This window comes from Amycolatopsis sp. NPDC003865 (assembly GCF_053605345.1).
The window spans coordinates 71,811-94,274 of sequence record NZ_JBSGJA010000031.1; the positions used below are offsets into that span (position 1 = coordinate 71,811).

The following is a 22,464-nucleotide window of genomic DNA, read 5'->3' on the forward strand; positions in this document are numbered from 1 at the left end:
TTGCCGCATGGTTTGCGTGGATCTCATGCCGGCTTCCGGGAAGACGTGCGACGGAACAACAAGGTCGCGAGGATGCCGAGGACGACCAGCCAGCCGAGGCCCAGCAGGAGCGGGCCGGTTTCGTCGAAGTGGTCGGTGAGGCCGCCGTCGAGCAGCACCCGGTAGGCGCCGTACCCGGGCAGCGCCTGCGCCCAGACCGGCGGTGCGGTGCGCAGCATGGGGCTTTGGCCGATGCCGAGGTCGAGGAACGGCACGAGGAAGGCGATGAAGACGCCGCTGACCCGGCCGAAGATCGGGCCGAGGCAGACGCCGAGCAGTGCGTAGGTGGCGGCCAGCAGCAGGTTCGCGGCGATGAACACGCCCCATTGGTGGGCGTCGAACACGAGCGCGGTTACGGTGAGCGAGGCGGCGGTGGTGAGCAGGACCGCGGCGGCGATCACGCCGAGGCGGGCGGCGAGCAAGGCGGGGACGCGGAAGCCGGCCAGGGCGAGGCGCTGGTCGCCGGTGCGGGCGTCGAGCACGATGAACAGCCCGGCGAGTGCGGCCAGGGAGGCGATCGCGATCGGGGTCATGGTGCCGGCGTGCACGTTCGGCAGCCAGAACGTCGGCGTGACCGTCTGTCCGTCCTCCACCAACGACAGGACGGTCGTCTGGTTCCGGGTGATCACTTTGGACAGCCAGATGAAGATGACCGGCACGACGATCAGCAGCGCCCACAGGACCGGGTTGCGCCGGTAGTCGCGCAACCCCATGCGCAGGCCGGTGACGAACTGGCCCGTACGGTGGCGAGTCCGGTGTGCGACGCGGGTGGTCGTGGTCACGACCAGCACGGCGAGCGCGAGCGCGCCGAGCGTCCAGGCCAGGGCCCAGCCGAGGTCGCCGGGCCGGCCGCCGTGGCGGGAGGGCAGGTCGACCATCCACAGCGTGGCGAAGTGCGTGGGCAGCCAGCGTGTCGCGACGCGGTCGGGCGAGCCGAGGGCGGGGCCGAAGAACACGTCGATGATCCAGGCGAACAGGATCAGTACGGTCCCGTTGACCGGGCTGGCCACGAGCGCCCCGACCAGCGCGCCGATGGCGAGGTAGATGACGGCGAACATGGCGGTGCCGGCGATCACCCGGCCGGGTTCGTCGATGCCGGTGCGGGCAGCCAAGGCGAGCAGGGCGGCTGCCGCGGCGATGGCGGCCAGGCCGAGCCCGGTGAACAGGCGAGCCGCAACCAGCCGCGGGGTGGGCAGACCGGCCAGGACCAGCCGGCGGTCGGCGGCACGGGCTGCGCGGGTCTGGAAGTACATGGCGATGCCCGCGAGGAACCCGGCGGCCCAGCCCGCCGTGGCGGTCTCGACCGACAGGCCAGTGCCGCCGAGCAGCTTCGCAGCGTTGGCCATGGGTCCGGCGGCCACGACGACGAACACGACCGGCACCAGGACGAGCACGAGCAGGTTGACCGGGTTGCGCCAGTAGTCGGCCAGGAAACGCCGGGCGAATACCGCGGTGTCGGTCATCTCGGCACCGCCTTGCCGTCGCTCAGGTGCACGATGCGGTCGAACCGCTCCTCGTCGGCCACGAAGTGGCTGATGATCAGGACCGTGCGGCCGGAATCCCGGCGCTGGGCGACCAGCTGCCAGAACTTCAGGTAGGTGTCCCAGTCGAACCCGGCGTAGGGCTCGTCCAGCAGCAGCACCTGCGGGTCGGCCAGCAACGCGAGACCGAGGTTGAGCTTGGCGAGCGTTCCACCGGAAAGCTGGTCGGCGCGGGTGCCCGCATAGCGCTCGAACCCCAGCGCGGCATACAACTCGCGGCGCGACCTCGCCACCGCGTCGGGGGCCATGCGGTAGGCACGGCCGAAGAGGTCGAAATGCTCGTCGCAGGTCAGCCGCTCGTACACGATCGGTTCCTGCGGGCAGTACCCGAGCAGTCCGGTGTGGACGATGGTGCCGGCGTCGGGGCTGAGCGCGCCGACGAGGATCTTCATCAGCGTGGACTTGCCGGAGCCGTTCTCGCCGACCAGCCCGACCACCTCGCCCGGCTGGAGCGTGAGGTCGGTGCCGCGCAGCACCTGCTGGTGGTGGCGGGCCGGCCAGATCCCGCGCCGGTAGGTCTTCTCGATCCCGGACGCGGTCAGGACCGGCTCGCCACGAACATCGGGCGTCGGTGTGGTCTGGGTGCTGGTGACGGTTCCTTCGGTGGAGGTCATCGGGGTCCACCCGCTTTCCCTTGGCTGGTCGGGAGTGCGCCGCTGCGGGGTGAGGACACGTTCGCGAGCAGTCCCGCGAGGTAGGCGGCGTCCTCGGCCGCCGCGACCGCGGACAGGTCACCGGTACTGACCGCACCCAGTGCGTCGGTGAGGTGGCAGGCCAGGACGTGCTGCCCGATGGCGCGCAAGGCTCCCTGTACGGCGGCGAGCTGGATCAGGATGTCCTCGCAGGGGCGGTCTTCGCCGAGCATGCGGTCGATCGCGAGCACTTGGCCGGCCGCACGCCGCACGCGCTGGCGGAGTGGCGACAGGTCGCGTTCAGTCCGGGCCGGCGGGTCTGACGCGGTTGTGGTGGTCACGGCGCTGTCCAAGTTCCGGCGACGTCTTGCGGCAGGCCGGTGATGCGCAGCTCGACGCCGGCTCCGCTGGGGACGGTGGTGATGAAGCGGAGCGTGCCATCGCGGTGATGCCCACCCGGTCCGGGGCCGCTCCAGGTGCCGGCCGGGGTGAGCCGGCCATCGACGCGCAGCTGGGACGCCGCGGCGGGGTCGAGGTCCAGGGCTCCGCTGTGGGTGGTGAACTCGACGCGGAACGCCGCGCCGGTGGTGTCCAGGGTCAGCGGGGTCATGCGGACCTCGACCGTCCCGGCCTGCACCGTGCGCGTCTCCAAACCCGGAGTGGTGCTGGTTCGGGTGACTGCCCACCACGTCGCGGCTGCGCCGGCGAGCAGGGCCGCCAGCGTGAGCAGGATGATGGTGCGGCGGCGATGGGGTGTCAGCGTGCTCATGGTGACCGTCAGCTTTCCGTCGGCGCGGGCACGGGCGTGTGGCGCAGCCGCCGGGCGGCGAGCAGCACGCCGACCGCGTTGATCGCGATCCCGGCGATCATGATCGGGACGCGGTAGTCGGTGAGGAACACCGCCAGCCCGGACAGTCCGATGATCGGGGCGAGATCGGCGACGTGGTGGGCGCAGCAGGCGATCATGCCGACGGTGGAGGCGCCGGCCCCGGTTCCCGCTGCCGCCTTCATCCCGGCGTGCAGGCGCTGACGACGACGCAGCTCGACGAACAACCCGACCTGGGTGCCGAATCCCGCCACGATCAGCAGCAGCCACGGCGCGTCGGACACGACCTGCTCGCCGAGGTGCGCGATGCCGCCGAAGCCGCCGACGACGAGTACGTAGAACAGGGCCAAGCAGGCGGCGGCGATCAGGCCGGCGCGCACGCTGCGGGTCGTCATGGCTTCCTCCGGGACGGGCCTGTCGGCGGGGTGAGCGTGCGGCGGGAACCCCACCGGGGCCAGAACGCCGGGGTCCGGGCGGAGTAGGCCGTCCAGTCCTCGCCGAACTGCTTCGCCACTTCGCGTTCTTCGGCGCGCGCAAGCCGGGCGTACACCACCACCAGGATCGGGAACATGATCAGCGTCGGAATGGTGGGCCACTGCAGCAGGAACCCGATCATCACCAGCAGGAACCCGTCGTACTGCGGGTGACGAATCCGCGCGTACGGGCCACCGGTGGCCAGCCGGTCCTCGCGGGCAGCGTCGTGCAGGTGCCGCCACGCGACCGCGATCAGCCAGAACCCGCCGCCGATCGCGACGTAGCTCGCCAGGTGGAACGGACTCAGGTGCGGGTCACCAGTCCAGCCGATCAGGTCGTTCCACAAATGTCCGCCTGCGTGGGTGTCGCGCAGCAGCGGGAACTGCGAGCCCAGCCACGAGCCGAGCAGGTAGATCGTCAGCGGGATGCCGTACATCTCGGTGAACAGGGCCACCAGGAACGCGGTGAACACGCCCATCGCGCGCCAGTCCCGCTTGGTCTTGGGGTGGAAGAAGCTCGCCGCGAAGAACGCGAACAGGGCGGTGTTGAGGATAACCAGCGGCCACAGGCCGTACGCGGCATCAGCCATCACAGAGTCCTTTCAGCCCGGCGCAACCGTCAGGACTCCGACGACGGGCCGGTGCGGCCGCGCAGCGTGCCGAGCCTGCGGTGGTATTCGTCCTCGTCGATCTCGCCGCGCGCGTACCGGTCGGCGAGGATCTGTTCCGGACCCGCCGGCCCGCCCGGCGGGACAGTGGGGTGCTGCGGTGTGCGGCCGAGGACACGGACCAGGGCCACCACACCGAAGATCACCAGGCCCCAGAACAACACCATGCCCACGGTCATGAGCACGTAGCCCCAGCCGCCCATCCCGTTGCCATACCAGAACATCATGACGAATGCCCCATCCCTCGCATCATCAGCGCCATCATCACGGTGCACGCGATGGCGACGATCAAGAAGTTGACGCCGACGACACCGGTCGCCAGCAGGACCACGGCGATCACCAGCATGGGAATGCAGCAGGCGATCATCATCCAGCCGTGCCCGCCGCTCTTGTGCCCGCCGTGGTGGTCGGAGCCGGCCGGGTGTTGGTGCTGGTCCGGTTCATGGATGCGACCGCGGGGGTCGCGGGGCGTGATCATCGCGTCCTCCGCAGCGACCTGGGCACGTAGCCGAGCTTCTGGTACAGCGGGCAGTGCCCCAACGCACCGGTGACCAGGAGGTCGACGCCGGCCAGGACGAGAAGCACTTCGAGCACCACCGCGAGCACCGAACCGGCACCGGTGAGGAGCACGATGCCGCTGGTGATCACGGCGAGACCGATCAGGATGCGGCCCCACCGTTCGATCGGCGTGATGTTCACGCTGCGCCAGGTCGCCTGTACAGCGCCGGGCGCCGCCGAGACTTTGTGCTGAGCCATGACTCTCTCCTTCCTTTCGTGTCATCACCGTGCCGCGCCACCGCGTCGACCGGCCACTGGCCAACGTCATCGCCGCGGGGGCACAAGGTCCTATCCCGGATAGTTGACGTCGGGTGTCCCACAGATCGGGGACCTACGACCCTGGATAGGAGACCTTGGTCCCTGCCCGCTACCGGAGCCGCGGGTCGACAGTTGCGGGTACCAGCCGCCTCGACTGCCGGGAAGGAAGTGGGTGCTCGTGAGTATCGCTCGACGCTTGGCCTTGTTGTTCAAGGTGAAGGCGAACAAGGCCCTGGACCGTGCGGAGGACCCGCGCGAGGTGCTGGACTACTCGTACCAGCGCCAGACCGAGATGCTGGCTCAGGTGCGGCGCGGCCTGGCCGACGTCGCGACCAGCCGCAAGCGCCTGGAGCTGCAAGCCCGCCAGTTGCAGCAGAGCGCCGACCGCCTCCAGGCGCAAGCGGCCCAGGCGGTGCAGGCCGGCCAGGACGACCTCGCCCGCGAGGCCTTGACCCGGCGCGCGGCGGCCCTTTCGCAGATCCAGGAGCTGCAACCCCAGCACGACGCGTTGAAGGCCGAGGAGGACAAGCTGACCGTGGCGCAGCAGCGCCTGCAGGCCAAGGTGGAGGCGTTCCGCACCCGGAAGGAAACCATCAAGGCGACCTACACGGCCGCGGAGGCCCAGAGCAAGATCGGCGAAGCCGTCTCGGGCATCTCCGAGGAAATGGGCGACGTCGGGCTGGCGATGCAGCGCGCGCAGGACAAGACCGCACAGATGCAGTCCCGCGCCGCGGCGCTCGACGAACTGATGGCCTCCGGCGCACTCGACGACGCCTCGTCGCCGACGGGACAGCGGGACGACATCCAGGCCGCTCTCGACGCCGCCACCGGTCCCGGTACCGATATCGACCGCGAACTCGCCCAGCTGAAGGCCCGGAAGCCAGGTGAGCTCGAACCCGGCGTCACCAAGGCGGTCACCACGACTCAGCCCGGACAGGAGGTCTCGTCGTGATCATCCGCATTCTCGGCGAAGGTCAGTACGACGTCGCCGACGACCGCATCGACGACCTCAACGCCCTCGACGCCCGGCTGCTGACCGCGGTGGAATCCGGCGACGCGGAGGCGTTCGTCCCCACGTTGACCGATCTGCTGGCGGCGGTGCGCGAACTGGGTGCTCCGCTGGCCGAGGACGCGCTCGTCGCGTCCGAACTCGTCCTGCCGTCCGCCGACAGCAACCTGGCTGAAGTGCGTGCTCTGCTGTCCGACGACGGCCTGATCCCGGGCTGAATGCCATGCGAACCCGGTTCCGCCCCGATCACCAGCTCACCGCCCGGATGCTGCTCACCACGTTCCTGCTCGGGCTGGTCTACGTGGCGTTCGTCGTCGCGCTGGTCTTCCTGCTCAAGTCGGTGGTCTGGGTCGTGGTCATCGCCGGCGGGCTGTTGTTCGCGCAGTTCTGGTTTTCCGACCGGATCGCCCTCTACGCCATGCAGGCGCGGATCGTCACCCCGGACGAAGAACCGTATCTGCACGGAATCGTCGACCGGCTCTGCGCGACCGCGGACATGCCCAAACCGCGTGTCGCGGTCGCCGACCTGGACCTACCCAACGCGTTCGCCACCGGGCGCAGCACCCGGCGTGCCGTGCTCTGCGTGACCACCGGCCTGCTGGGGCGCTTGGACACCGAAGAACTGGAAGGCGTGCTGGCGCACGAGCTGTCCCACGTCGCACACCGCGACGTGGTCGTCATGACCGTCGCGTCCTTCCTCGGTGTCCTTGCCGGGCTCATCGCGCGCTTCGCGTTCTACTCCAGCATGTTCGGCGGAGGCCGCCGCAACGACCGGGACAACACCTTTCTCGTCGTCCTGGCCGTGATGGCGGTGTCCGTGGCGGTGTACGCAATCAGCTTCCTGCTCATCCGCGCCCTGTCCCGCTACCGGGAACTGGCCGCCGACCGCGCCGGCGCGATGCTGACCGGCCGCCCGTCCGCGCTGGCCTCAGCCCTGACCAAGGTCAGCGGGGACATCAAGCGGATCCCCACCCGCGACCTGCGGACCGCGGAGGCGTTCAACGCCTTCTTCTTCGCCCCCGCCCTCGGCGCCGGCACGAGCCTGTCCAGTCTGCTGTCCACCCATCCCAGCCTCGAACGCCGGCTCGACCAGCTGGCGAGCCTGTCCACCCAGCTCGGCGAGGAGGTCTGACCGATGGGATTCCTCGACATCCTGCTCGGCCGGACCAAGCCCGTACAGCCGAATCTCGACGTCCTCTTCGCCATCCCCTCAGCCGCATACACCCTGCAGGCCGCGCTCGGCTTCGCCCCGACCGGCGTCGGCGCGGTCTGCTTCAAGGCTGCCGAAGAGTCCGCGTCAGCACACTCGCAGTCCGACATTCGCGCACTGCTGAACCTCGACCCGACGGTGCAGGTGTCCGTGAGCCACGATCGTTACGGCTTCACCTGGATCACCTGCCGACAGTCCACTGTAGACCTCGGCGCGCTGGTGACCGGCCTGCACGCGATCAACTCCACCCTCACCGACAACGGCTTCGGCCCCACCCTGCTGTGCACGGTCGTCGGATTCCGCGGCGGAGAGGAGCAGCGGCCTCGCCGGCTCGGGCTGGTGTACCTGTTCAAGCGCGGCACCGTCTACCCCTTCGCCCCCAGCGGCGAACAGCGACGCGACAACGCGCTGGAGATGCAGGTCCGCGCCGCGCTCGGCGGGGAACTGCCGGTCGAAGCCGACCTCGAGCGCTGGTTCCCGATCTGGGACGCACCCGTGCCGTGAACTCCCCCGTCGAAGGAAGGTGAACCACCATGGCAACCGGATACGGACAAGTGACCACCGGCGTCTGGCCGGCCACCACGATCGGCGTGCTCGTGCTGGTCACCCTGCTGGCTTCGACGATCACGGCGCTCATCCGCCGCCTGCGGCGCCGCGATCACAGCACACGCACAGCTGCCTCGGCCACCGCCTCGCCACCTCCGTGCGAACGAACTCCGCCGGATACCCGCCCATGACCATCGCTCGCCTCCCGGCCGAACCACCCAAGATCGACCCCAGGTAGAACTCGAAACCGACCGACTCGAAACGGCGGCACGATGAACCCGCTCAGCCGCCGCAGCATCCTCCGTGCCGGCCTCGCGCTGGCAGGCACGGGCGTGCTGACGGCCTGCACCAGCTCCACCGGCACCGCGAACCTGGTGCTACCCACCGATCCCCGCGTGGCCGAGTTCGAAGCCCGGCGGCGCGCGACCGGCCAGGTCCGCACGATCCGGCTGACCGCACAGAGCGGGCCGGTGGACCTCGGCGGCCCGCAGGTCAGCACCTGGACCTACGACGGTGTCCTGCCCGGCAAGGAGATCCGCGTCCGCGCCGGCGACACGATCCACGCGGAACTGACCAACCGGCTGCCCGCCGACACCACCGTCCACTGGCACGGCCTCGCCCTGCGCAACGACATGGACGGCCCGCCCGACCTCACCCAGAAAGCCATCGCCCCCGGCGCCACCTTCACCTACCAGTTCATTGCCGAAAACCCCGGCACCTACTGGTTCCACCCGCACTCCGGCACCCAGCTCGACCGCGGCCTCTACGTCCCGCTGATCGTCGAAGACGCGAACGAGCCCAGCGGCTACGACCAGGACTGGGTGGTCGTACTCGACGACTGGGTCGACGGAACCGGGCAGACCCCCGACGACGTGCTGGCCACACTCCGGCAGGGCATGGGGTCCATGGGCGGCATGATGGGGTCGATGTCGGGCATGGGCGGCAGCAGCCCGCTGCTCGGCGGAGATGCCGGCGATCTGCGCTATCCCCACTACCTGATCAACGGCCAGGTCCCCACCGCACCGGCGACGTTCACCGCCCGCCCCGGGCAACGCGCCCGCATCCGCATCATCAACGCCGGTTCCGACACCGCCTTCCGCGTCGCACTCGGCGGGCACCGCCTGCGGGTCACTCACACCGACGGCTACCCCGTCCAACCGGTCGAGACCGACACGCTCTTGATCGCCATGGGCGAGCGCTACGACGTCATCACCACCCTCGCCGACGGCGTCTTCCCGCTTGTCGCCCTCGCCGAGGGCAAGGACACCACCGCCCTCGCCCTGATCCGCACCGGAGCCGGGACTCCGCCCCCGGCCACAATCCGGCCGACCGAACTCGAGCGCGACCGGGTGGGCTACGACCGGCTCGTCCCGGCCGACGACGTCCGGCTCCCCGCCAAGACGCCGGACGTCACGCACACCCTGGACCTCACCGGCGGGATGATGAACTACGACTGGGGCATCAACGGCCAGCGGCTCGACATGAACCAGCGCCTGCTCATCAAAGAAGGTCAGCGCGTCCGGCTCGTCCTGCGCAACCGCACGATGATGTGGCACCCGATCCACGTCCACGGCCACACCTTCCAGCTCGGCGACAGCGGGCCGCGCAAAGACACCGTCGCCGTCCTGCCCGGGCAGACCGTCACCGGCAACCTGGACGCGAACAACCCCGGACAGTGGATGCTCCACTGCCACAACACCTATCACGCCGAAACCGGCATGGCGACCATCCTCGGCTACCAGGCCTGACGCCAGGAGGACGACACCGATGACCGACCTCTCCCCGTTCCAGCACCCCCGCTTCGCCCGCATGTACCAGCGAACCAGCGCCGAATCCGAACAACGCGGCACCGCCGGACACCGCGACCACGTACTGGCCGGGCTCACTGGCCGGGTCATCGAAGTCGGCGCAGGCAACGGCCTGAACTTCAGCCACTACCCCGCCACGGTCACCGAAGTCGTGGCCGTCGAACCCGAAAACCGGCTCCGCACCCTCGCCGAATGCGCCGCCACGGCCGCCCCCGTGCCGGTGCGGGTCGTCGCCGGCCACGCCGAAGCCCTCCCCGCCGACGACGGCAGCTTCGACGCCGCCATCACCTCACTCGTCCTCTGCTCGGTCCCCGACGTCGCCGCGGCCCTCGCCGAAATCCGCCGCGTGCTCCGGCCCGGCGGCGAACTGCGGTTCTTCGAACACGTCCGCTCCGCCAACCCGGTCCTCGGCCTCGTCCAGGACGCCATCACCCCGCTGTGGACACGCATTGCCGGCGGCTGCCGCCCCAACCGCGACCTCGCCGCGGCCATCCGGGCGGCGGGCTTCCACATCGAGGAGCTGGAGCACGTCCACTACGCCCCGCTGCGGTTCATCCCGCCCCACGACCACATCCTCGGCCGCGCCACGATCGCGAGCGAGTGACCGACGTCGCACATATACCCCGTAGGGGTACTTGCGCGATCGCACACGAAGGTGTTTCCTCAGCCTTATCAGATACCCCCTCTGGGTATAGGCGACTGGAGGGCTGTCATGTCGGAGAAGGCTGTGGGAACCCGGCGCTGGTGGGCACTCGGGCTCATCGCGCTTGCCCAGTTCGTGGTCATCATGGACACGTCGATCATCGGCGTCGCACTGCCGAGGATGCAGCGCGACCTCGGGTTCGGCGCCGAAGACCTGTCGTGGGTGTTCAACGCCTACGTGATCGCGCTGGGCGGGCTGCTGCTGCTCGGCGGGCGGCTGTCGGACCTGTTCGGCGCGCGCCGGATGTTCACCGCGGGGTGGGTCGCCACGCTGGCCGGGTCGGTCGTCGCGGCGCTGGCGGGGACGGCGTGGGTCGAGCTGGCCGGCCGGGTCGTGCAGGGCGCCGGGGCGGCGTTGATCGCACCGTCCGCGTTGACGCTGCTGATGATGCTGTTCGGCGACCGGCCGAAGGAACTGCCCAAGGCGCTGGCGCTCTACGGCGCCGCGGCGCCCACGGGCGGCACGGCCGGGGTGTTCCTCGGCGGCGTGATCACCGAGTGGCTGTCGTGGCCGTGGATCTTCTGGCTGTACGTGCCGATCTCGCTGGTGGCGATCGTGGCGACCGGGCGGCTGATGCCGTCGGCCCCGGCACGCCGCGGCTCGGTCGACGTACTCGGCGCGGTCGCGGTCACGGTAGGGCTCGCCCTGGCGGTGTTCGCGGTGGTGCGGGCGCCGGAAGCGGGCTGGGGCTCGGCGTCGACGTGGGGTTCACTGGCCGGCGCGGTGGCGCTGCTGGCGGCGTTCGTCGCGGTCCAGCGGCTCCGCCAGGTTCCGTTGGTCCGCCTGGGCATCTTCCGCACCCCGAACCTCGGCGGCGCGAACCTCGCCCAGTTCCTGCTCGGCGCGGCGTGGATCCCGATGTGGTACTTCCTGAACCTCTACCTGCAGCAAGTACTCGGGTACGGCGCGTTCGCCAGCGGCGCCGCACTGCTCCCGATGACGCTGCTGATCGTGGTCCTGATGGTCGCCGTCGCACCCCGGCTGATCGCGCGGTGGGGCTTCAAGGCCATGATCGCAGGCGGGATGCTCGCCCTGGCGGCCGGTCTGGTGTGGCTGTCGTTCGCGCGCCCGACCGGAACGTTCGTGGTCGACGTGCTGCCGGCGTCCCTGGTGGCGGCGCTGGGCCAGGCATTGGCGTTCATCCCGTCACTGGGCACGGCGATCTCGAGCGCCCGCCCGGAGGAAGGCGGCCTGGCGGCCGGGATCGTGAACACGGCGTACCAGATCGGTTCGGCACTAGGCCTGGCCGCGATGACCGCGGTCGGCGTCGCGGCCGGAGCCGGGAAGACCGGTGACCCGGTCGCGCTGACCGGCGGGTTCTCGGCCGCGTTCACCGGTGCCGCGGGCATCGCGGCGGTGGGCGCCGTGCTGGCGCTGGTCACACTCCGCCGCCCGGCTGCCACTGAGGTGTCCGAAGCAAGTGACAACCGGGCGCAGCATCTATACAGCAGTGATCCCGCAGGAAACGACGGTCGGAGATCGGCTGGCCAATCCGGTCTCCGACTTCCCGCGCCGTGGTCAAGTCAGCTGGGCCGAGTGCGGCACGGACGGTCGTCTTCCGGTGCCACCGGGCCGAGTTGGCCACCCCCAATCACGGCCGCGCAGGCGTCACTGGATCTCATCAACTGCGCGCTGGGACGGCAACCACATGGACATCGCCACGTACTCGCACTTGCAAGCTTCGGTCAACGCACGGATTACCCGGGCAACGCACGCTGAACCGGTAGGTCCAGCTGATCCACTCTCGACCGCTCAGGCGGAACGCCTGGCCTTGTACAACAGCCACCACTCGTCTGCGGCCCTCTCGTCGAGGGCATTCTTCAGACACTGCAGCGCCTTCTGCGAGTAGCACCAAGTGCTGAAGAACTGCTTGGCGAAATCCTCATTCTCCTTGACGCCGAGCTCAGTGATCAGTGCCGTCGTCTGGTTCGTGGTGACGCCGAGCTTCTGGGCCAAATCACGGAAGCGCAGGTTGTAGTAGTCCAGCTCGGACACGCGCTTCACCGCGACGACGCTGGAATCGCTGTTCCCTTCCGCTACGAGCGTGACCGGAATCCCCTCCTTCTTGACGATCCGAAGGTTGATCTCGGGACCGGTCCCCTCGGCGGCGAAGCGCACGCCGGCAATTCCGGGAAACAGGACGTCCAGCTCCGTCTCGCCGCTTCCGATCCGCTTGCTCAGCTGCTGCAGGGTCGCTTCACTGGGTTGCAGCTTCTCTCCTTGCATTGCACCGTCGACGATGGACAGCGCGCGAAGCTTGGCCGCGGCCTCGGCACGGCGACGTCGTCCCGGGCGCAGCAGGCGCGCGACCTCGTGAATTTCGTCGGCGAACAGCGCGATCGGGTCGAGCGGCGCGATCGTGGCCACCGGAAGCACTCGTTCCGGGAGCACCTCCCGCAGCTCCTCGCCGAACACAAGCTTCAGCAGGTCCCTGTACAGCGTGATACCGGACTGCGCCTGCAGGTAGAGGTGCCCCTCACTGATGTCCAGCAGGTGGTGCTGGGCGGCGTCCCGGAGCCCGTTGATCGCCTGCAACGTCAGGGCCTGCTCGTCGGTGAGGAACTGGAGGTCTTTGGCGGACAAGGCCCGACGGACGCACTGGTTGAAACCGATGGTGTTCTTCTCCCCGGGATCCCGGATCCGGCCGCCGCGGTGCAGGATGGCCGCCTTCAACAGCATTTCGAAGGAGTGGTCGAGCAGCATGAGTACCGCTTCGGCGCGCCCGACGTTCCACGGACGGTTGAAGTGTTCGACGCTCAATGTCAGCGAGTTGAGCGACTTCTCCTTGAGAAGGCGGGCTTCCTTCTTCACCGCGCTCCCTTCGCCGGTAGGTCCTCGACGGAATCACAGTCGATCAAGCGCACCTTGGTGTTGCACGGCGGCGCCGATCGACACCCGATCGGACGAACACAGTCAGCGGTCGGGCGTGGTGGCTCGGCCGAGGATCTGCGTGTGCGCCGAGACGAAGCGGAGCGTGGCGGAGTGGATGCGTTCCAGCTGCTCGATGCGGACATTGGCGTCGCGGGTGGCCGCAGCAGGGTCGTGGTTGGGGTAGCATCCGCCCGCCAGCTCGGTCCTCAGGTGGGCGATGGCGTCTTGGCCGAGCTCCCAGCGACCGCTTGGCAAAGCGGGCGTGCTCGAAGAGCCAGAGATCGCCAGCATGTCGCGTCATTCGCCGAAAGTCCCTGAGCACCGCGGCGACGTCGTCCGCCCCGGCGTCAAACCTCACGTCCTGGGTGCGCAGGGGCTGCGACCTGCCGCCAAGGACACGCATAGGCAGCAGGCCACGATGATGAGCTCAAGGCGATTCGCTCGGCGGGGCGACCAGCCATACTGCATGCGGGTGGTTTGATCGGACACGTTCGGCCTAATCGTCACAAACAACCTACTTAATCTTGTGTCACCGCTCCTACTGTCGAAGACACGTACAGGTGAGGAGGCATCGTGGCGCCGAAACCTTGGGGCTGGTGGACGCAGCACAAGCTGCAGATCCTGGGCGACTACCTGCAGGCCTTCGCTACAGCGTCGAAGAAAGCGAACGAGCGTATCTATCTGGACCTGTTCGCGGGCTGGCCCGAAAACTCGAGCCGGGACACCAGCGAGGAGATCCTTGGCTCAGTACACCGAGCCCTGGCGGCGGACCCACCGTTCACGCAGGTTTGCCTCTTCGAACTTCCCAGCAAGGCAGAACGGCTTGAGGCTGCGGTACGGCAAAAGTACCCGCACCACAAAGGCCTGTGCGTCTACCCGGGAGACTGCAACGAAACCATCAGTGCGGCGCTCGGCAAGCTCGCCCCAGTTCGCTGGGCTCCCACGTTCGCCTTCGTGGACCAGTTCGCCGCCGAGGTGCACTGGTCGACGCTAAGGCAGATCGCGCAGTTCAAGCGCGGGCGCACAAAGGCGGAGATGTGGATCCTGTTCGGCACCAGCTTCCTTCCCCGCGGCCTGCAAGTCAGCCAAGACCACATGGATGCCAAGTTCGGTGACCGCTTGACGGCCATGTTCGGATCCGAGGACTGGATACCGATCATCAAGGCCCGGCGAGACGGCACTCTCGATGCGACCGCGATGCGCTGGGAACTGGTGAACCTGATGCGGTGGCGCCTGGAAACCGTACTGGGTTATCGGTCCACGCATCCGTTTACCATGAAGAACACCGGCGGCCAGGAGCTCTACCACATGATCTTCGTGTCCGACCATGAAGTCGGAGACCGGATCATGCGACATCTCTACGGGAAAGCGCTTGACCAACACGAATCCATGCGTCAGGACGCCCTGGCGCGACGACGGGTGACAAAGCAAAACCAACTGGACGAAGCCCAAGGTGCCGCCGGCCTGTTCGACATCCCGATCACCGACGTCAAAGCACCACGTGCGGTCAACGCCAAGCAGGTGTACGTACCAGAGCCGCCGCGTCCCCCCTTCGGCTCGCAGCGTTCCGCTTGAAGCTAGGCAACAGCCCGGATCGGCATTTCGTCCCAGGTCCGTCCGCTCAGAAGCCGACCACCGGCCTTCGGGGTACGTCCGCCCCACTGCTTGAAGAAAAACGGCACCGCGGCTTGCACGCACTGGTCACGGATGTCGACGACCCACTCTTCAGCAATAGGCCTGGCGCGAGGACCCGACTCCCCGCCCACGATGACCCAGGCGATGTGGTCGAGCTCCAAGCCGGGCAGAGCACCGATCAGCGGTTCGCAGGAGAGAAACCGGACCTTCGCAGGGACCTGCGCCAGATCAGCGATCCGCCCCCTGGCCTCCCGATTCTCCACCGATGCCCCGATCCAGACGTTGTCCGGCCAGTGCAGGCTTCCCGCCAGCCGCTTGAGCCGCACCGTCCGCTTGGTGAGTATCTGGTAGGTGTGCTGCGGCGTGGCGGCCATCACGTCGAACACCTGCCTGATGAAGCCAACCGGCACCTTGGCGTGGAACAGGTCACTCATCGAGTTGACGAACACCACGCGTGGATCTCGCCACCGGAACGGCTCAGCTAGCGTCGGCTGGTGCACAGCCACGCCAAAGCCGGGTCCGCTGGTGCGGGGGTCACCGTCAAGTTGGTACTTGGCCGATCCCATGGCTTTCAACCGCTTCGCCAGTGTGAGCGCGTAGCAGTTGTCACAACCTGCAGAAACTCTGTCGCACCCGGTAGTCGGGTTCCACGTCGTCTCGGTCCACTCGATACTCGATCGGGCGCTCATCGCTCTCCTCCTGGCAGCCAATCACCTTAGGACAGGGCCATCAGACACCGATGGGGCACTACCACTCCTCTTGCTACATCGAACTCCCGTTCGATGCAATGTTCCACGCCCTTCTCATAGCGGTGATTTCCTCATCTGTCGCTGGCGGGCAGGTCAGGCGGCTTCAGGCTCGGTCTTCGCCGGGTTGGGCGGAGCCCTCTCTGCCCGAACTTCCGCAACCAAGGCCCGTGACGTCGCCGCGCCGACCCGAAGCTGCTTCCGGAGAGTCTCCGCGGAGATGGGCCGCCGGTGCCGCCGCCAGTGGTCGGCGTCGGCGAGGCGAGCCTTTTGGACAAGTTCTTCGTCAAGGTCAGCGCCCTGGCACGACGTCGTGATCCCCTGCCGGTTGTGCCGCACGCTCGCAGGTTCATGCATCTCCGGCTCGCCGCCGACGCACTGCTGCCCAGCGCCAAGATCAGCGTCAGCGGCGCTCAGCGCGCGGAGAAGGGCAGGCCCCGCCTCTGCCCACCCAATCAGCAGGAGCGGGCCGACCGAGTCGAACGCAGCCTTACCCCACTGACCGGCGCAAACCGGGTCCGCGACGTTCAGCAAAAGCGTCACCACGCTCGCCACCATCAGCAGCCGGCGAGCTGGCCGCAGCACCTCATCAGGCGCACCTGACAGCGCCAGATGCCGCGTCCCGACGAGCAGCCCCAGCACAGTCAGGTCAACAGCAGGCGCCACAAGCGGCGCCACGAACACCGGCACCTGCAGCTTCAGTGCCAGGTTCAGGACGTTCCCGAACCCGAACAGGAAGGTCAGCCCGATGACTAGGCCCATCGTGGTCGTGACAAACCGAGCAACTGCCTGCGAGTTGGCGCTCACGTCGAACGCCCACCGGTGACCAGAAGCTGGAAGCTCGCCTCGACCACCAACGTGCCGACGTAAAACCCCTGGTCAGGCCCGTTCCCATCCTTCGGCAATCCTGCCGAGGGCACGTCTTTTACACCAGCCAACCGGCCCCTACCAGCGAGAACGCGGTAGGGGCCGATTTGCGTCTTACCCGGCCAACCCCGGCGGACCACGGCCGGATCCGGGGGCCAGCGGCCAATGTACGGCCACACTCACCGACGCGTGCCCAGTGCCGTCTCGACCTGTCGCCGGGCGGCCTGCTCCCCGCCGTCGAGGAAGCTGGCGTGGACCTCCAGCACGACAGCGATCGACCGGCCGGTCCGCTGAGCGACCGGTCGCGGCCCCGAACTCCGACTGCCTGCCACCTGCTCAGCGCAGCGTGCCGGCCGTCGAGCCCGAGGCGTGTCCGCGGGAGGCGCGGACCGCATCTCGGGTTCACCTCTGGAAGCCTGGGTCTGCTGTAGCTGCTCATCTCCGTGGCCGCATCAGGAACGGCAGCACATGTCCTCGGTATTGGCCAGGCGTGAGAGCGCTCGCATTCCGGAAAACGCCTCACCTGCGAACTCTCCGTTGCTTCGGCAATGCAGGCAAAGGCAACCCAACGCCCTTCGGAAGAACACTCGTCTCCGTGTGCCGAACTCCACTTTGACGTGAACCCGCGTGGGATGACTGAAGAACAACAGCCGCCGCTGACCGACCGCTTGGTCGGCCAGGATCGTTGCCGCGGAACGGATCGCTCGTCTCCAGCCCAAGTCCGACGTCCGATTCATCGGCGAAACCACAGCTCAGGACCCGTTACACAATATCCGACACCAACGTCGGAATGAGTGGTTGAAGCCGAATAGCCCGAGGCGGTTCTGGACAGTTTGTTGACAGATTCCCCAACCTCGCCCGCGACCGACGGGTGGCCGCTAGGCTCCCGTGCTGCTGATTCGGCCACGGCGAGGGAGCGTTCGCGATTCACCTGCCCAAACTCACGGCAAGCTCGGTTCGGGCAACGTCCACTCGACCACGACGCGCCGCCGTCATATGCACTGTTGTCCTCTGGTCGGTGTTCGGCCAACATCCCTTCGCCATGGCCCAAGAGGTCGAGGCGAACCCGCCCTGGCCTGCCCACTGCCCACTACGGCTCGGCCTGCTGATCGATCAGTCGACCTCCATGGAACCCCGGTTCGGCAAGGTCCGCGAGGCGGCGAGCAACGTCGTCGATGCCCTGCGCGACAAGCGTTCCGAGGTCTCGATCATCGGCTTCGGCACGGATGCCCAGGTGATCAGGTCGGGCGTCGACGTCTCCGACGACGATTCGCGTCACCAGCTGAAAGACCAGATCGAGGACCTGTCGGTCCGCGATGGGAGCAACGACGGCGCGACGAACTGGGAAGCCGCGCTGCTCGCCGCGAAAGGGCTTGACCTCGACGTGGCCGTGCTCGTCACCGACGGGCTCCCGAACGCCTACGGCAACCCGGTACAGCAAGGCGACCAGGCAGTGCCGGCCGCCATTGCCGCGGCCGGCCAGTTGAAAACCGGCCGCACCCGGGTAGCCGGTGTCGGCATCGACCTGGACCAGGACGGCACGCGGAATCTCGCGAGCGTGACCGGGCCGATTGCCGGCCAGGACTACTTCGTCACCGATACCGCCGGGTTGCTGCGGCAGCTCTACGGGATCGTGGCGAGCTCGTGCGGTGTGGTCATCGCCGCCCTCCCCCAGCCGGAACCGCCGGTTTTCCCCTGGACCGAGGTACTTCTCGGTCTCCTCGGCGCACTCCTGGCTCTCGCCGCCGTCGCGTATGGACTTCACCGAAGACGTGGCGGTTCGAGAACCAGACCCGTGCCGAGCGGTACGAGCGGCGGCGTCACCGGCCACGGCCGCATCGACCACTCGGACCTCGCTGAACGGGTGCGCGGCATCCGGCCCGACGACCAGAACACCAATCTCCCGAAGGAACAACAATGACCCGCCCCGTGCTCGGTATCGACCTCGGCACCACCTACTCCTGCGTTGCGCACCTCGACGAGAACGGGCGGGCCACCGTGCTGCCCAACCAGGAGAGTGAGCTGACGACACCGTCCGTCGTGTTCTTCGAGCAGACGGGCAGCGTCACCGTCGGCAAGTTCGCGAAGAACGAACTGAAGAACCAGCCGGATCGTGTGGTCGACCTCATCAAGCGGCACATGGGTGAGGAGGGCTACACCCGCGAGGTCGACGGAGAGGAACGCTACCCGCAAGCGATCTCGGCGATGATCCTCAAGCAGGTCGTCGAGGACGCGCTCAGCGTCCTCGGCGTCGAGGTGCCGGCCGAGGGGCCGCTCGCGGACGTCGTGATCACCGTGCCCGCCTACTTCGGCGCGGCCGAGCGCCAAGCGACGCGCGACGCCGGTGAGATGGCCCGCCTGAACGTCGTGAACATCATCAACGAACCGACCGCGGCCGCCATCGCCTACGGACTGGTCAATCCCGGTGATGACCGCACGGTGCTCGTGTACGACCTGGGTGGCGGCACGTTCGACGTCACCATCATCAACGTCTCGCAAAACGAGATCCGCGTGGTCGCGACGGGTGGCGACCACCAGCTCGGCGGCGCCGACTGGGATGAGCGCCTCACGGACCTGATCAGCGAGAAGTTCCAGGAGCAGCATCCGGACGCCGACCCGAGGGCCGACCTCGACGCCGCGGGCGCCGTCGAGTTGCTCGCCGAGGAAGCCAAGAAGGCTCTTTCCCGGCGCGACACGTTCAGCAGCACGATCGTCGCGCACGGCGAGCGCGCCAAGATCGAGATTTCCCGCAAGGAGCTCGAAGAGTCCACGGCGGACCTGCTCGGCAGGACGCTCGACTTCACCCGGGACGTGCTCGGACACGCCCGGAACAAGGGTGTGAGCCAGATCCACGAGCTGCTGCTCGTCGGCGGCATGTCGCACTCCCCCGCGGTCAAGCAGCGGCTCGCCGAGAGCTTCCCCGACCTCCCGGCACCGCAGCTGGCCGACCCGGACCAGATCGTCGCCAAGGGCGCGGCGCTATTCGCCGCGAACAGCGTTGCGGAGGCGGACGGTTCGTCGTCGTCCTCGTTCGGCAGCCTCCCCGGGAGCAAGCCCATCCCCAAGATCGTCGACGTCACGTCCAAGGGCTACGGGATCGCGATCGTCCGCGACCCCCACAAGCAGGACGGCGAACGGATCGTCTCGTGGCTGATCAAGCCGAACGACGAGATTCCCGCATCGCCGCAGGGCACCTTCCGCACCGTCTCCGACGGCCAGGAAACGGTGGAGATCGTGGTCTACGAGTCGAAGACCGACGTGCTGAGCGTGGAACTGCCGGACAACCTCGAACTCGTGCAGGGTGACCTGGTGGGGTTGCCGCCCAACCAGCCGGCCGGGCAGCCGCTCACGGTCTCGTTCACCCTCCAGGCGGACGGGATCCTCCGGGTATCCGCGGTCGCGAGTAACGGCAAGGAGCTTCGGCTCGAGGCCAAGATCAGTGGCCTGGTGCCGGAGGAGGTGAAGCGGGCGCCGCTCCCCGCTCTCCAGCGGTGAACGGGTGGCAGTTCGACAGCAGCCGGTTCGTCGACGAAGTGCTCAAACCCGTGCAGAACGGCTGGCGGCCTGACGAGGACCTGTTCCGCGTTTACCTGTTGCCGCCGGACGTCACCGACGCCACCGTGGTGCGCGCGGCGCTCGCCGGGGTCAAAAGCCAGCTGGGCAACCGGCAGTACGGCGGGTTCAAACGGGCGTGCACCCAGCTGAGAGCGCTGCACGAGTCGGCGACGGCGACGCTCACGGATCCGGCGAAGCTGGCAGCGCACCGGGCCGAGGTGTCCGCACGGACGCGCAAGCTGGGTGCGAGCCTGCGGCAACGTCTGCACGGTGCGCCCGGCCTGCCCGAACAGCGCATCGAGTCGCTCGTCCGGGAGTCATCCGGTGCGCTGACGCGGACCTCGGTGCTGGCGGCACTCGCCGAGATCGGCGCCCGGCAGCTCGAACCCGTCACGCTGCCGCCCACCCCCGAGCCGCGCCAGTGGTCCGAAACCCTCCATTTGCTCATCCAGCTCGGCCACGTCTCGCTGTGGGATTACCTGACCGGCACGCTCAGCGGTACGCGGACGACCGAGAACGACCTCGAGAAGCGGCGGAGTGCGCTGCGGGTTTCCCGGGATGCCGAAAGCGCCGCCGAGCAGACCCTGGTGAAACGGATCCAGCAGTGGCTCGACAACGACGAGCTGATCGCCGTGCTGCGCCACGAAGTGCTGGCCGGCATCGCGGCACAGGTCCCGTACGGCTACTCGGAAGTCGCCGCGGCGACCAGGGCGGTCGCGGACCTGCTGGCCTCGGTGCGGTTGCCTGCCGACCAGGATGCCACCGCCTACGCCGTCTGGTGCCGTTTCACGAGCTCGACGAGCACCGAACCGGCCTGGCACGACGACTACCGCGCCGCGGTACGCGACTTGCGGCTGCGGCACGCGCTCGCCGTGTTGGACAGCCAGCCCGGGCTGCCGGACGAATGGCGGGAACGCCGCGCCGGCCTCGCCGCCCAGCTGGCCGGGCTCGACGCCGAAATCGCGCGGTGCGAAGAGCTCGAACGCCACGACGTCGAGGCGGCCGCGGCCGGCTACCACCGCATCCGTGAACAGCTTTCCGATCACGACGTCGACGTCGCGATCGAGCGGTGCGCACCACCGGCACCCCCATCGGCCACCGCGGTCGTCCGCGACGGGAAGGTCGTCGTGACGTGGCGGCCGAGCGGCGCACGGGTCGGCCGCATCGGTTACCGCGTCACCCGAGGCGGCACGCTCATCTGCGACGAGACGCGCGACCTCGAGGTGGTCGACGACGAACCTCCGGGCGGTACGCCCTTGCGCTACGAAGTCCGCACGACTCGCGACGGCACACCGTCGACAGGACAGGCGCGCACAGCAGCGGTGACGGTGCTGCGCGACGTGCTCGACCTGGTGCTGCGCGGCGAACCCGACCGGATCACCGGCCACTGGCGCCTCCCCGCCGGCGCCGTCGGAGCCGCGGTGCGGCGCGACGGGAGCGTGGTGCGGGACGTGCGTACCTCGACGTTCGCGGACGCCGGGGTACGCGCCGGGCGCGTCTACGAATATGTGGTGAAGGCGACCTACCGGCTGGCGGACGGCACGATCGTCGAGAGCGAAGGCGTGCACGCTTCCGCCCGATGCCAGGAGATTCCCGATGCCGTCACCGACCTGGCCGCCGAAGCGAACGGCGACGAGCTCGTCGTGCGCTGGACGGCGCCGGCTCTGGGTGACGTCGAAATCCTGGAGCTGGGCCGGAACGTGAGCCCACCGGTCCAGGAGGTCGTGCCGGTGTCGAAGGCGCGCACCTACGGCGTGCCGGTACGCAGCGCGTCCGGCGCCGGGCGGGACTGGCTCCGGGCCGAGTTCGACGCGTCGGCCCGGCACCGGAAGTTCGTGCCGGTGACTGTGCTGGGCGACCTCGCCGCGATCGGAACCCCGTGCGTGGTGGACGTCCGGCACGGCACCGTCCGGTCGCTGCGTGCCGACCGGCTCGGTTCGACTGTCCGCCTGACATGGGAGTGGCCCGCGGGAGCGACCTCGGCGCGAGTGGTGTGGCGCACCGGCAAGAAGCCCACCGGCCCGACCGATCCCGACGCGGCCAAGCTCGACGTGACCCGGGTGACCTACGACAGCCGAGGGGTCTCGATCACCGCGCGCGCCGGGGACCACTGGTTCGGTGTGTGCACTTCCCTGGTGGACGGACAGGCCCGCAGCTTCGGACCGCTCGTCTTCGGCCAAGCGTCGACGCCCGTGTCGATCCGCTACTCGATCGAGCGGGTGTGGTCGTTCCGGCGGACGCGCCGAATTCTCGTCGTCGACGGCGAACCGGGCACGACGGTGCCACCGATCGTCGTGGTCGCGAAGCAGGGGCTCCGCCCGCGCGAGGCGGGCGACGGTCTCGAGCTGCTGGCGACCGAAGCCGGTGAGACCCCGCTGCGCATCGAGTTCACGGTGCCACCGGACCTGCGGCGACCCGTCCACCTGCGCGCGTTCTCCCGCGACGGAAGCGTGCAGCTGGTTGCCGCCAGTCCCGGCCAACTCGTACTGACCTGACAACTCCTTCGCGTGCTGGGAACG

The 22,464-nt window shown here is 68.6% G+C and carries 23 protein-coding genes and 1 pseudogene; 11 read left to right on the forward strand and 13 right to left on the reverse strand.

Features of this window, described 5'->3' with window-relative positions; genetic code table 11:
* Positions 1-23: 23 nt before the first annotated feature.
* Genes ACWEVP_RS45015 through ACWEVP_RS45055 form a run of 9 tightly spaced genes read right to left on the reverse strand, consistent with a single transcriptional unit; the run spans position 24 to position 4,935 of the window.
* Positions 24-1,502, reverse strand: coding sequence for an ABC transporter permease (locus tag ACWEVP_RS45015; protein WP_452068729.1), 1,479 nt, complete (start codon positions 1,500-1,502; stop codon positions 24-26).
* Positions 1,499-2,194, reverse strand: a complete 696-nt coding sequence (locus ACWEVP_RS45020; protein WP_452068730.1) for an ABC transporter ATP-binding protein — start codon at positions 2,192-2,194, stop codon at positions 1,499-1,501. Before ACWEVP_RS45020 ends, ACWEVP_RS45015 begins: the two co-directional genes overlap by 4 nt.
* The gene (locus ACWEVP_RS45025; protein WP_452068731.1) at positions 2,191-2,553 is read right to left on the reverse strand and encodes a metal-sensitive transcriptional regulator; all 363 of its coding nucleotides are present in this window, start codon (positions 2,551-2,553) and stop codon (positions 2,191-2,193) included. The genes ACWEVP_RS45020 and ACWEVP_RS45025 overlap by 4 nt, the downstream gene beginning before the upstream one ends.
* Positions 2,550-2,981, reverse strand: a complete 432-nt coding sequence (locus ACWEVP_RS45030) for a hypothetical protein (protein WP_452068732.1) — start codon at positions 2,979-2,981, stop codon at positions 2,550-2,552. The genes ACWEVP_RS45025 and ACWEVP_RS45030 overlap by 4 nt, the downstream gene beginning before the upstream one ends.
* Before the next feature lie 8 nt (positions 2,982-2,989).
* Positions 2,990-3,433: a hypothetical protein gene (locus ACWEVP_RS45035; protein ID WP_452068733.1), complete on the reverse strand. Its 444-nt coding sequence runs from the start codon at positions 3,431-3,433 to the stop codon at positions 2,990-2,992.
* Positions 3,430-4,101: a methyltransferase family protein gene (locus ACWEVP_RS45040; RefSeq protein WP_452068734.1), complete on the reverse strand. Its 672-nt coding sequence runs from the start codon at positions 4,099-4,101 to the stop codon at positions 3,430-3,432. The genes ACWEVP_RS45035 and ACWEVP_RS45040 overlap by 4 nt, the downstream gene beginning before the upstream one ends.
* Positions 4,102-4,130: 29 nt before the next feature.
* Complete coding sequence (locus ACWEVP_RS45045; RefSeq protein WP_452068735.1) at positions 4,131-4,406, reverse strand: SHOCT domain-containing protein; 276 nt, start codon at positions 4,404-4,406, stop codon at positions 4,131-4,133.
* Positions 4,403-4,657: a hypothetical protein gene (locus ACWEVP_RS45050; RefSeq protein WP_452068736.1), complete on the reverse strand. Its 255-nt coding sequence runs from the start codon at positions 4,655-4,657 to the stop codon at positions 4,403-4,405. The genes ACWEVP_RS45045 and ACWEVP_RS45050 overlap by 4 nt, the downstream gene beginning before the upstream one ends.
* Complete coding sequence (locus tag ACWEVP_RS45055; RefSeq protein ID WP_452068737.1) at positions 4,654-4,935, reverse strand: YgaP family membrane protein; 282 nt, start codon at positions 4,933-4,935, stop codon at positions 4,654-4,656. The genes ACWEVP_RS45050 and ACWEVP_RS45055 overlap by 4 nt, the downstream gene beginning before the upstream one ends.
* A 238-nt stretch (positions 4,936-5,173) precedes the next feature.
* Between ACWEVP_RS45055 and ACWEVP_RS45060 the strand changes: the two genes are divergently transcribed.
* The 7 genes and pseudogenes from ACWEVP_RS45060 to ACWEVP_RS45090 all read left to right on the forward strand — a co-directional run.
* On the forward strand, positions 5,174-5,947 hold the full coding sequence (locus ACWEVP_RS45060; RefSeq protein ID WP_452068738.1) for a PspA/IM30 family protein: 774 nt from the start codon (positions 5,174-5,176) through the stop codon (positions 5,945-5,947).
* Positions 5,944-6,222: a PspA-associated protein PspAA gene (pspAA, locus tag ACWEVP_RS45065; protein WP_452068739.1), complete on the forward strand. Its 279-nt coding sequence runs from the start codon at positions 5,944-5,946 to the stop codon at positions 6,220-6,222. Before ACWEVP_RS45060 ends, pspAA begins: the two co-directional genes overlap by 4 nt.
* A gap of 5 nt (positions 6,223-6,227) precedes the next feature.
* Positions 6,228-7,136, forward strand: coding sequence for a zinc metalloprotease HtpX (gene htpX / locus ACWEVP_RS45070; RefSeq protein WP_452068740.1), 909 nt, complete (start codon positions 6,228-6,230; stop codon positions 7,134-7,136).
* A gap of 3 nt (positions 7,137-7,139) precedes the next feature.
* Positions 7,140-7,718 (forward strand): PspA-associated protein PspAB, encoded by a 579-nt coding sequence (gene pspAB / locus ACWEVP_RS45075; RefSeq protein ID WP_452068741.1) that lies wholly within the window; start codon positions 7,140-7,142, stop codon positions 7,716-7,718.
* Between the two features lie 314 nt (positions 7,719-8,032).
* Positions 8,033-9,508, forward strand: coding sequence for a multicopper oxidase family protein (locus ACWEVP_RS45080; RefSeq protein WP_452068742.1), 1,476 nt, complete (start codon positions 8,033-8,035; stop codon positions 9,506-9,508).
* A gap of 19 nt (positions 9,509-9,527) precedes the next feature.
* Positions 9,528-10,172: a class I SAM-dependent methyltransferase gene (locus ACWEVP_RS45085; RefSeq protein WP_452068743.1), complete on the forward strand. Its 645-nt coding sequence runs from the start codon at positions 9,528-9,530 to the stop codon at positions 10,170-10,172.
* A gap of 108 nt (positions 10,173-10,280) precedes the next feature.
* Positions 10,281-11,672: pseudogene (locus ACWEVP_RS45090) on the forward strand (MFS transporter); the annotation flags it as partial.
* A 351-nt stretch (positions 11,673-12,023) separates the two neighbouring features.
* Here the strand turns inward: ACWEVP_RS45090 and ACWEVP_RS45095 are convergent.
* On the reverse strand, positions 12,024-13,082 hold the full coding sequence (locus ACWEVP_RS45095; protein ID WP_452068744.1) for a DUF3644 domain-containing protein: 1,059 nt from the start codon (positions 13,080-13,082) through the stop codon (positions 12,024-12,026).
* 102 nt (positions 13,083-13,184) lie between these two features.
* Positions 13,185-13,433 (reverse strand): hypothetical protein, encoded by a 249-nt coding sequence (locus ACWEVP_RS45100; protein WP_452068745.1) that lies wholly within the window; start codon positions 13,431-13,433, stop codon positions 13,185-13,187.
* 282 nt (positions 13,434-13,715) lie between these two features.
* Here ACWEVP_RS45100 and ACWEVP_RS45105 point away from each other — a divergent pair, with 282 nt between their 5' ends.
* On the forward strand, positions 13,716-14,717 hold the full coding sequence (locus ACWEVP_RS45105) for a three-Cys-motif partner protein TcmP (protein WP_452068746.1): 1,002 nt from the start codon (positions 13,716-13,718) through the stop codon (positions 14,715-14,717).
* Positions 14,718-14,719: 2 nt separating this feature from the next.
* Here the strand turns inward: ACWEVP_RS45105 and ACWEVP_RS45110 are convergent, their stop codons facing one another.
* On the reverse strand, positions 14,720-15,466 hold the full coding sequence (locus ACWEVP_RS45110) for a DUF5131 family protein (protein ID WP_452068747.1): 747 nt from the start codon (positions 15,464-15,466) through the stop codon (positions 14,720-14,722).
* Positions 15,467-15,619: 153 nt separating this feature from the next.
* Positions 15,620-16,330, reverse strand: coding sequence for a hypothetical protein (locus ACWEVP_RS45115; RefSeq protein WP_452068748.1), 711 nt, complete (start codon positions 16,328-16,330; stop codon positions 15,620-15,622).
* Positions 16,331-17,432: 1,102 nt separating this feature from the next.
* Between ACWEVP_RS45115 and ACWEVP_RS45120 the strand changes: the two genes are divergently transcribed.
* From ACWEVP_RS45120 to ACWEVP_RS45130, 3 genes are read left to right on the forward strand one after another with little or no spacing between them, the layout of a single operon-like run.
* Positions 17,433-18,311 (forward strand): vWA domain-containing protein, encoded by an 879-nt coding sequence (locus ACWEVP_RS45120; protein WP_452068749.1) that lies wholly within the window; start codon positions 17,433-17,435, stop codon positions 18,309-18,311.
* The gene (locus ACWEVP_RS45125; protein WP_452068750.1) at positions 18,308-19,885 is read left to right on the forward strand and encodes an Hsp70 family protein; all 1,578 of its coding nucleotides are present in this window, start codon (positions 18,308-18,310) and stop codon (positions 19,883-19,885) included. The genes ACWEVP_RS45120 and ACWEVP_RS45125 overlap by 4 nt, the downstream gene beginning before the upstream one ends.
* Complete coding sequence (locus ACWEVP_RS45130) at positions 19,882-22,440, forward strand: hypothetical protein (RefSeq protein ID WP_452068751.1); 2,559 nt, start codon at positions 19,882-19,884, stop codon at positions 22,438-22,440. The genes ACWEVP_RS45125 and ACWEVP_RS45130 overlap by 4 nt, the downstream gene beginning before the upstream one ends.
* Positions 22,441-22,464: the final 24 nt, after the last annotated feature.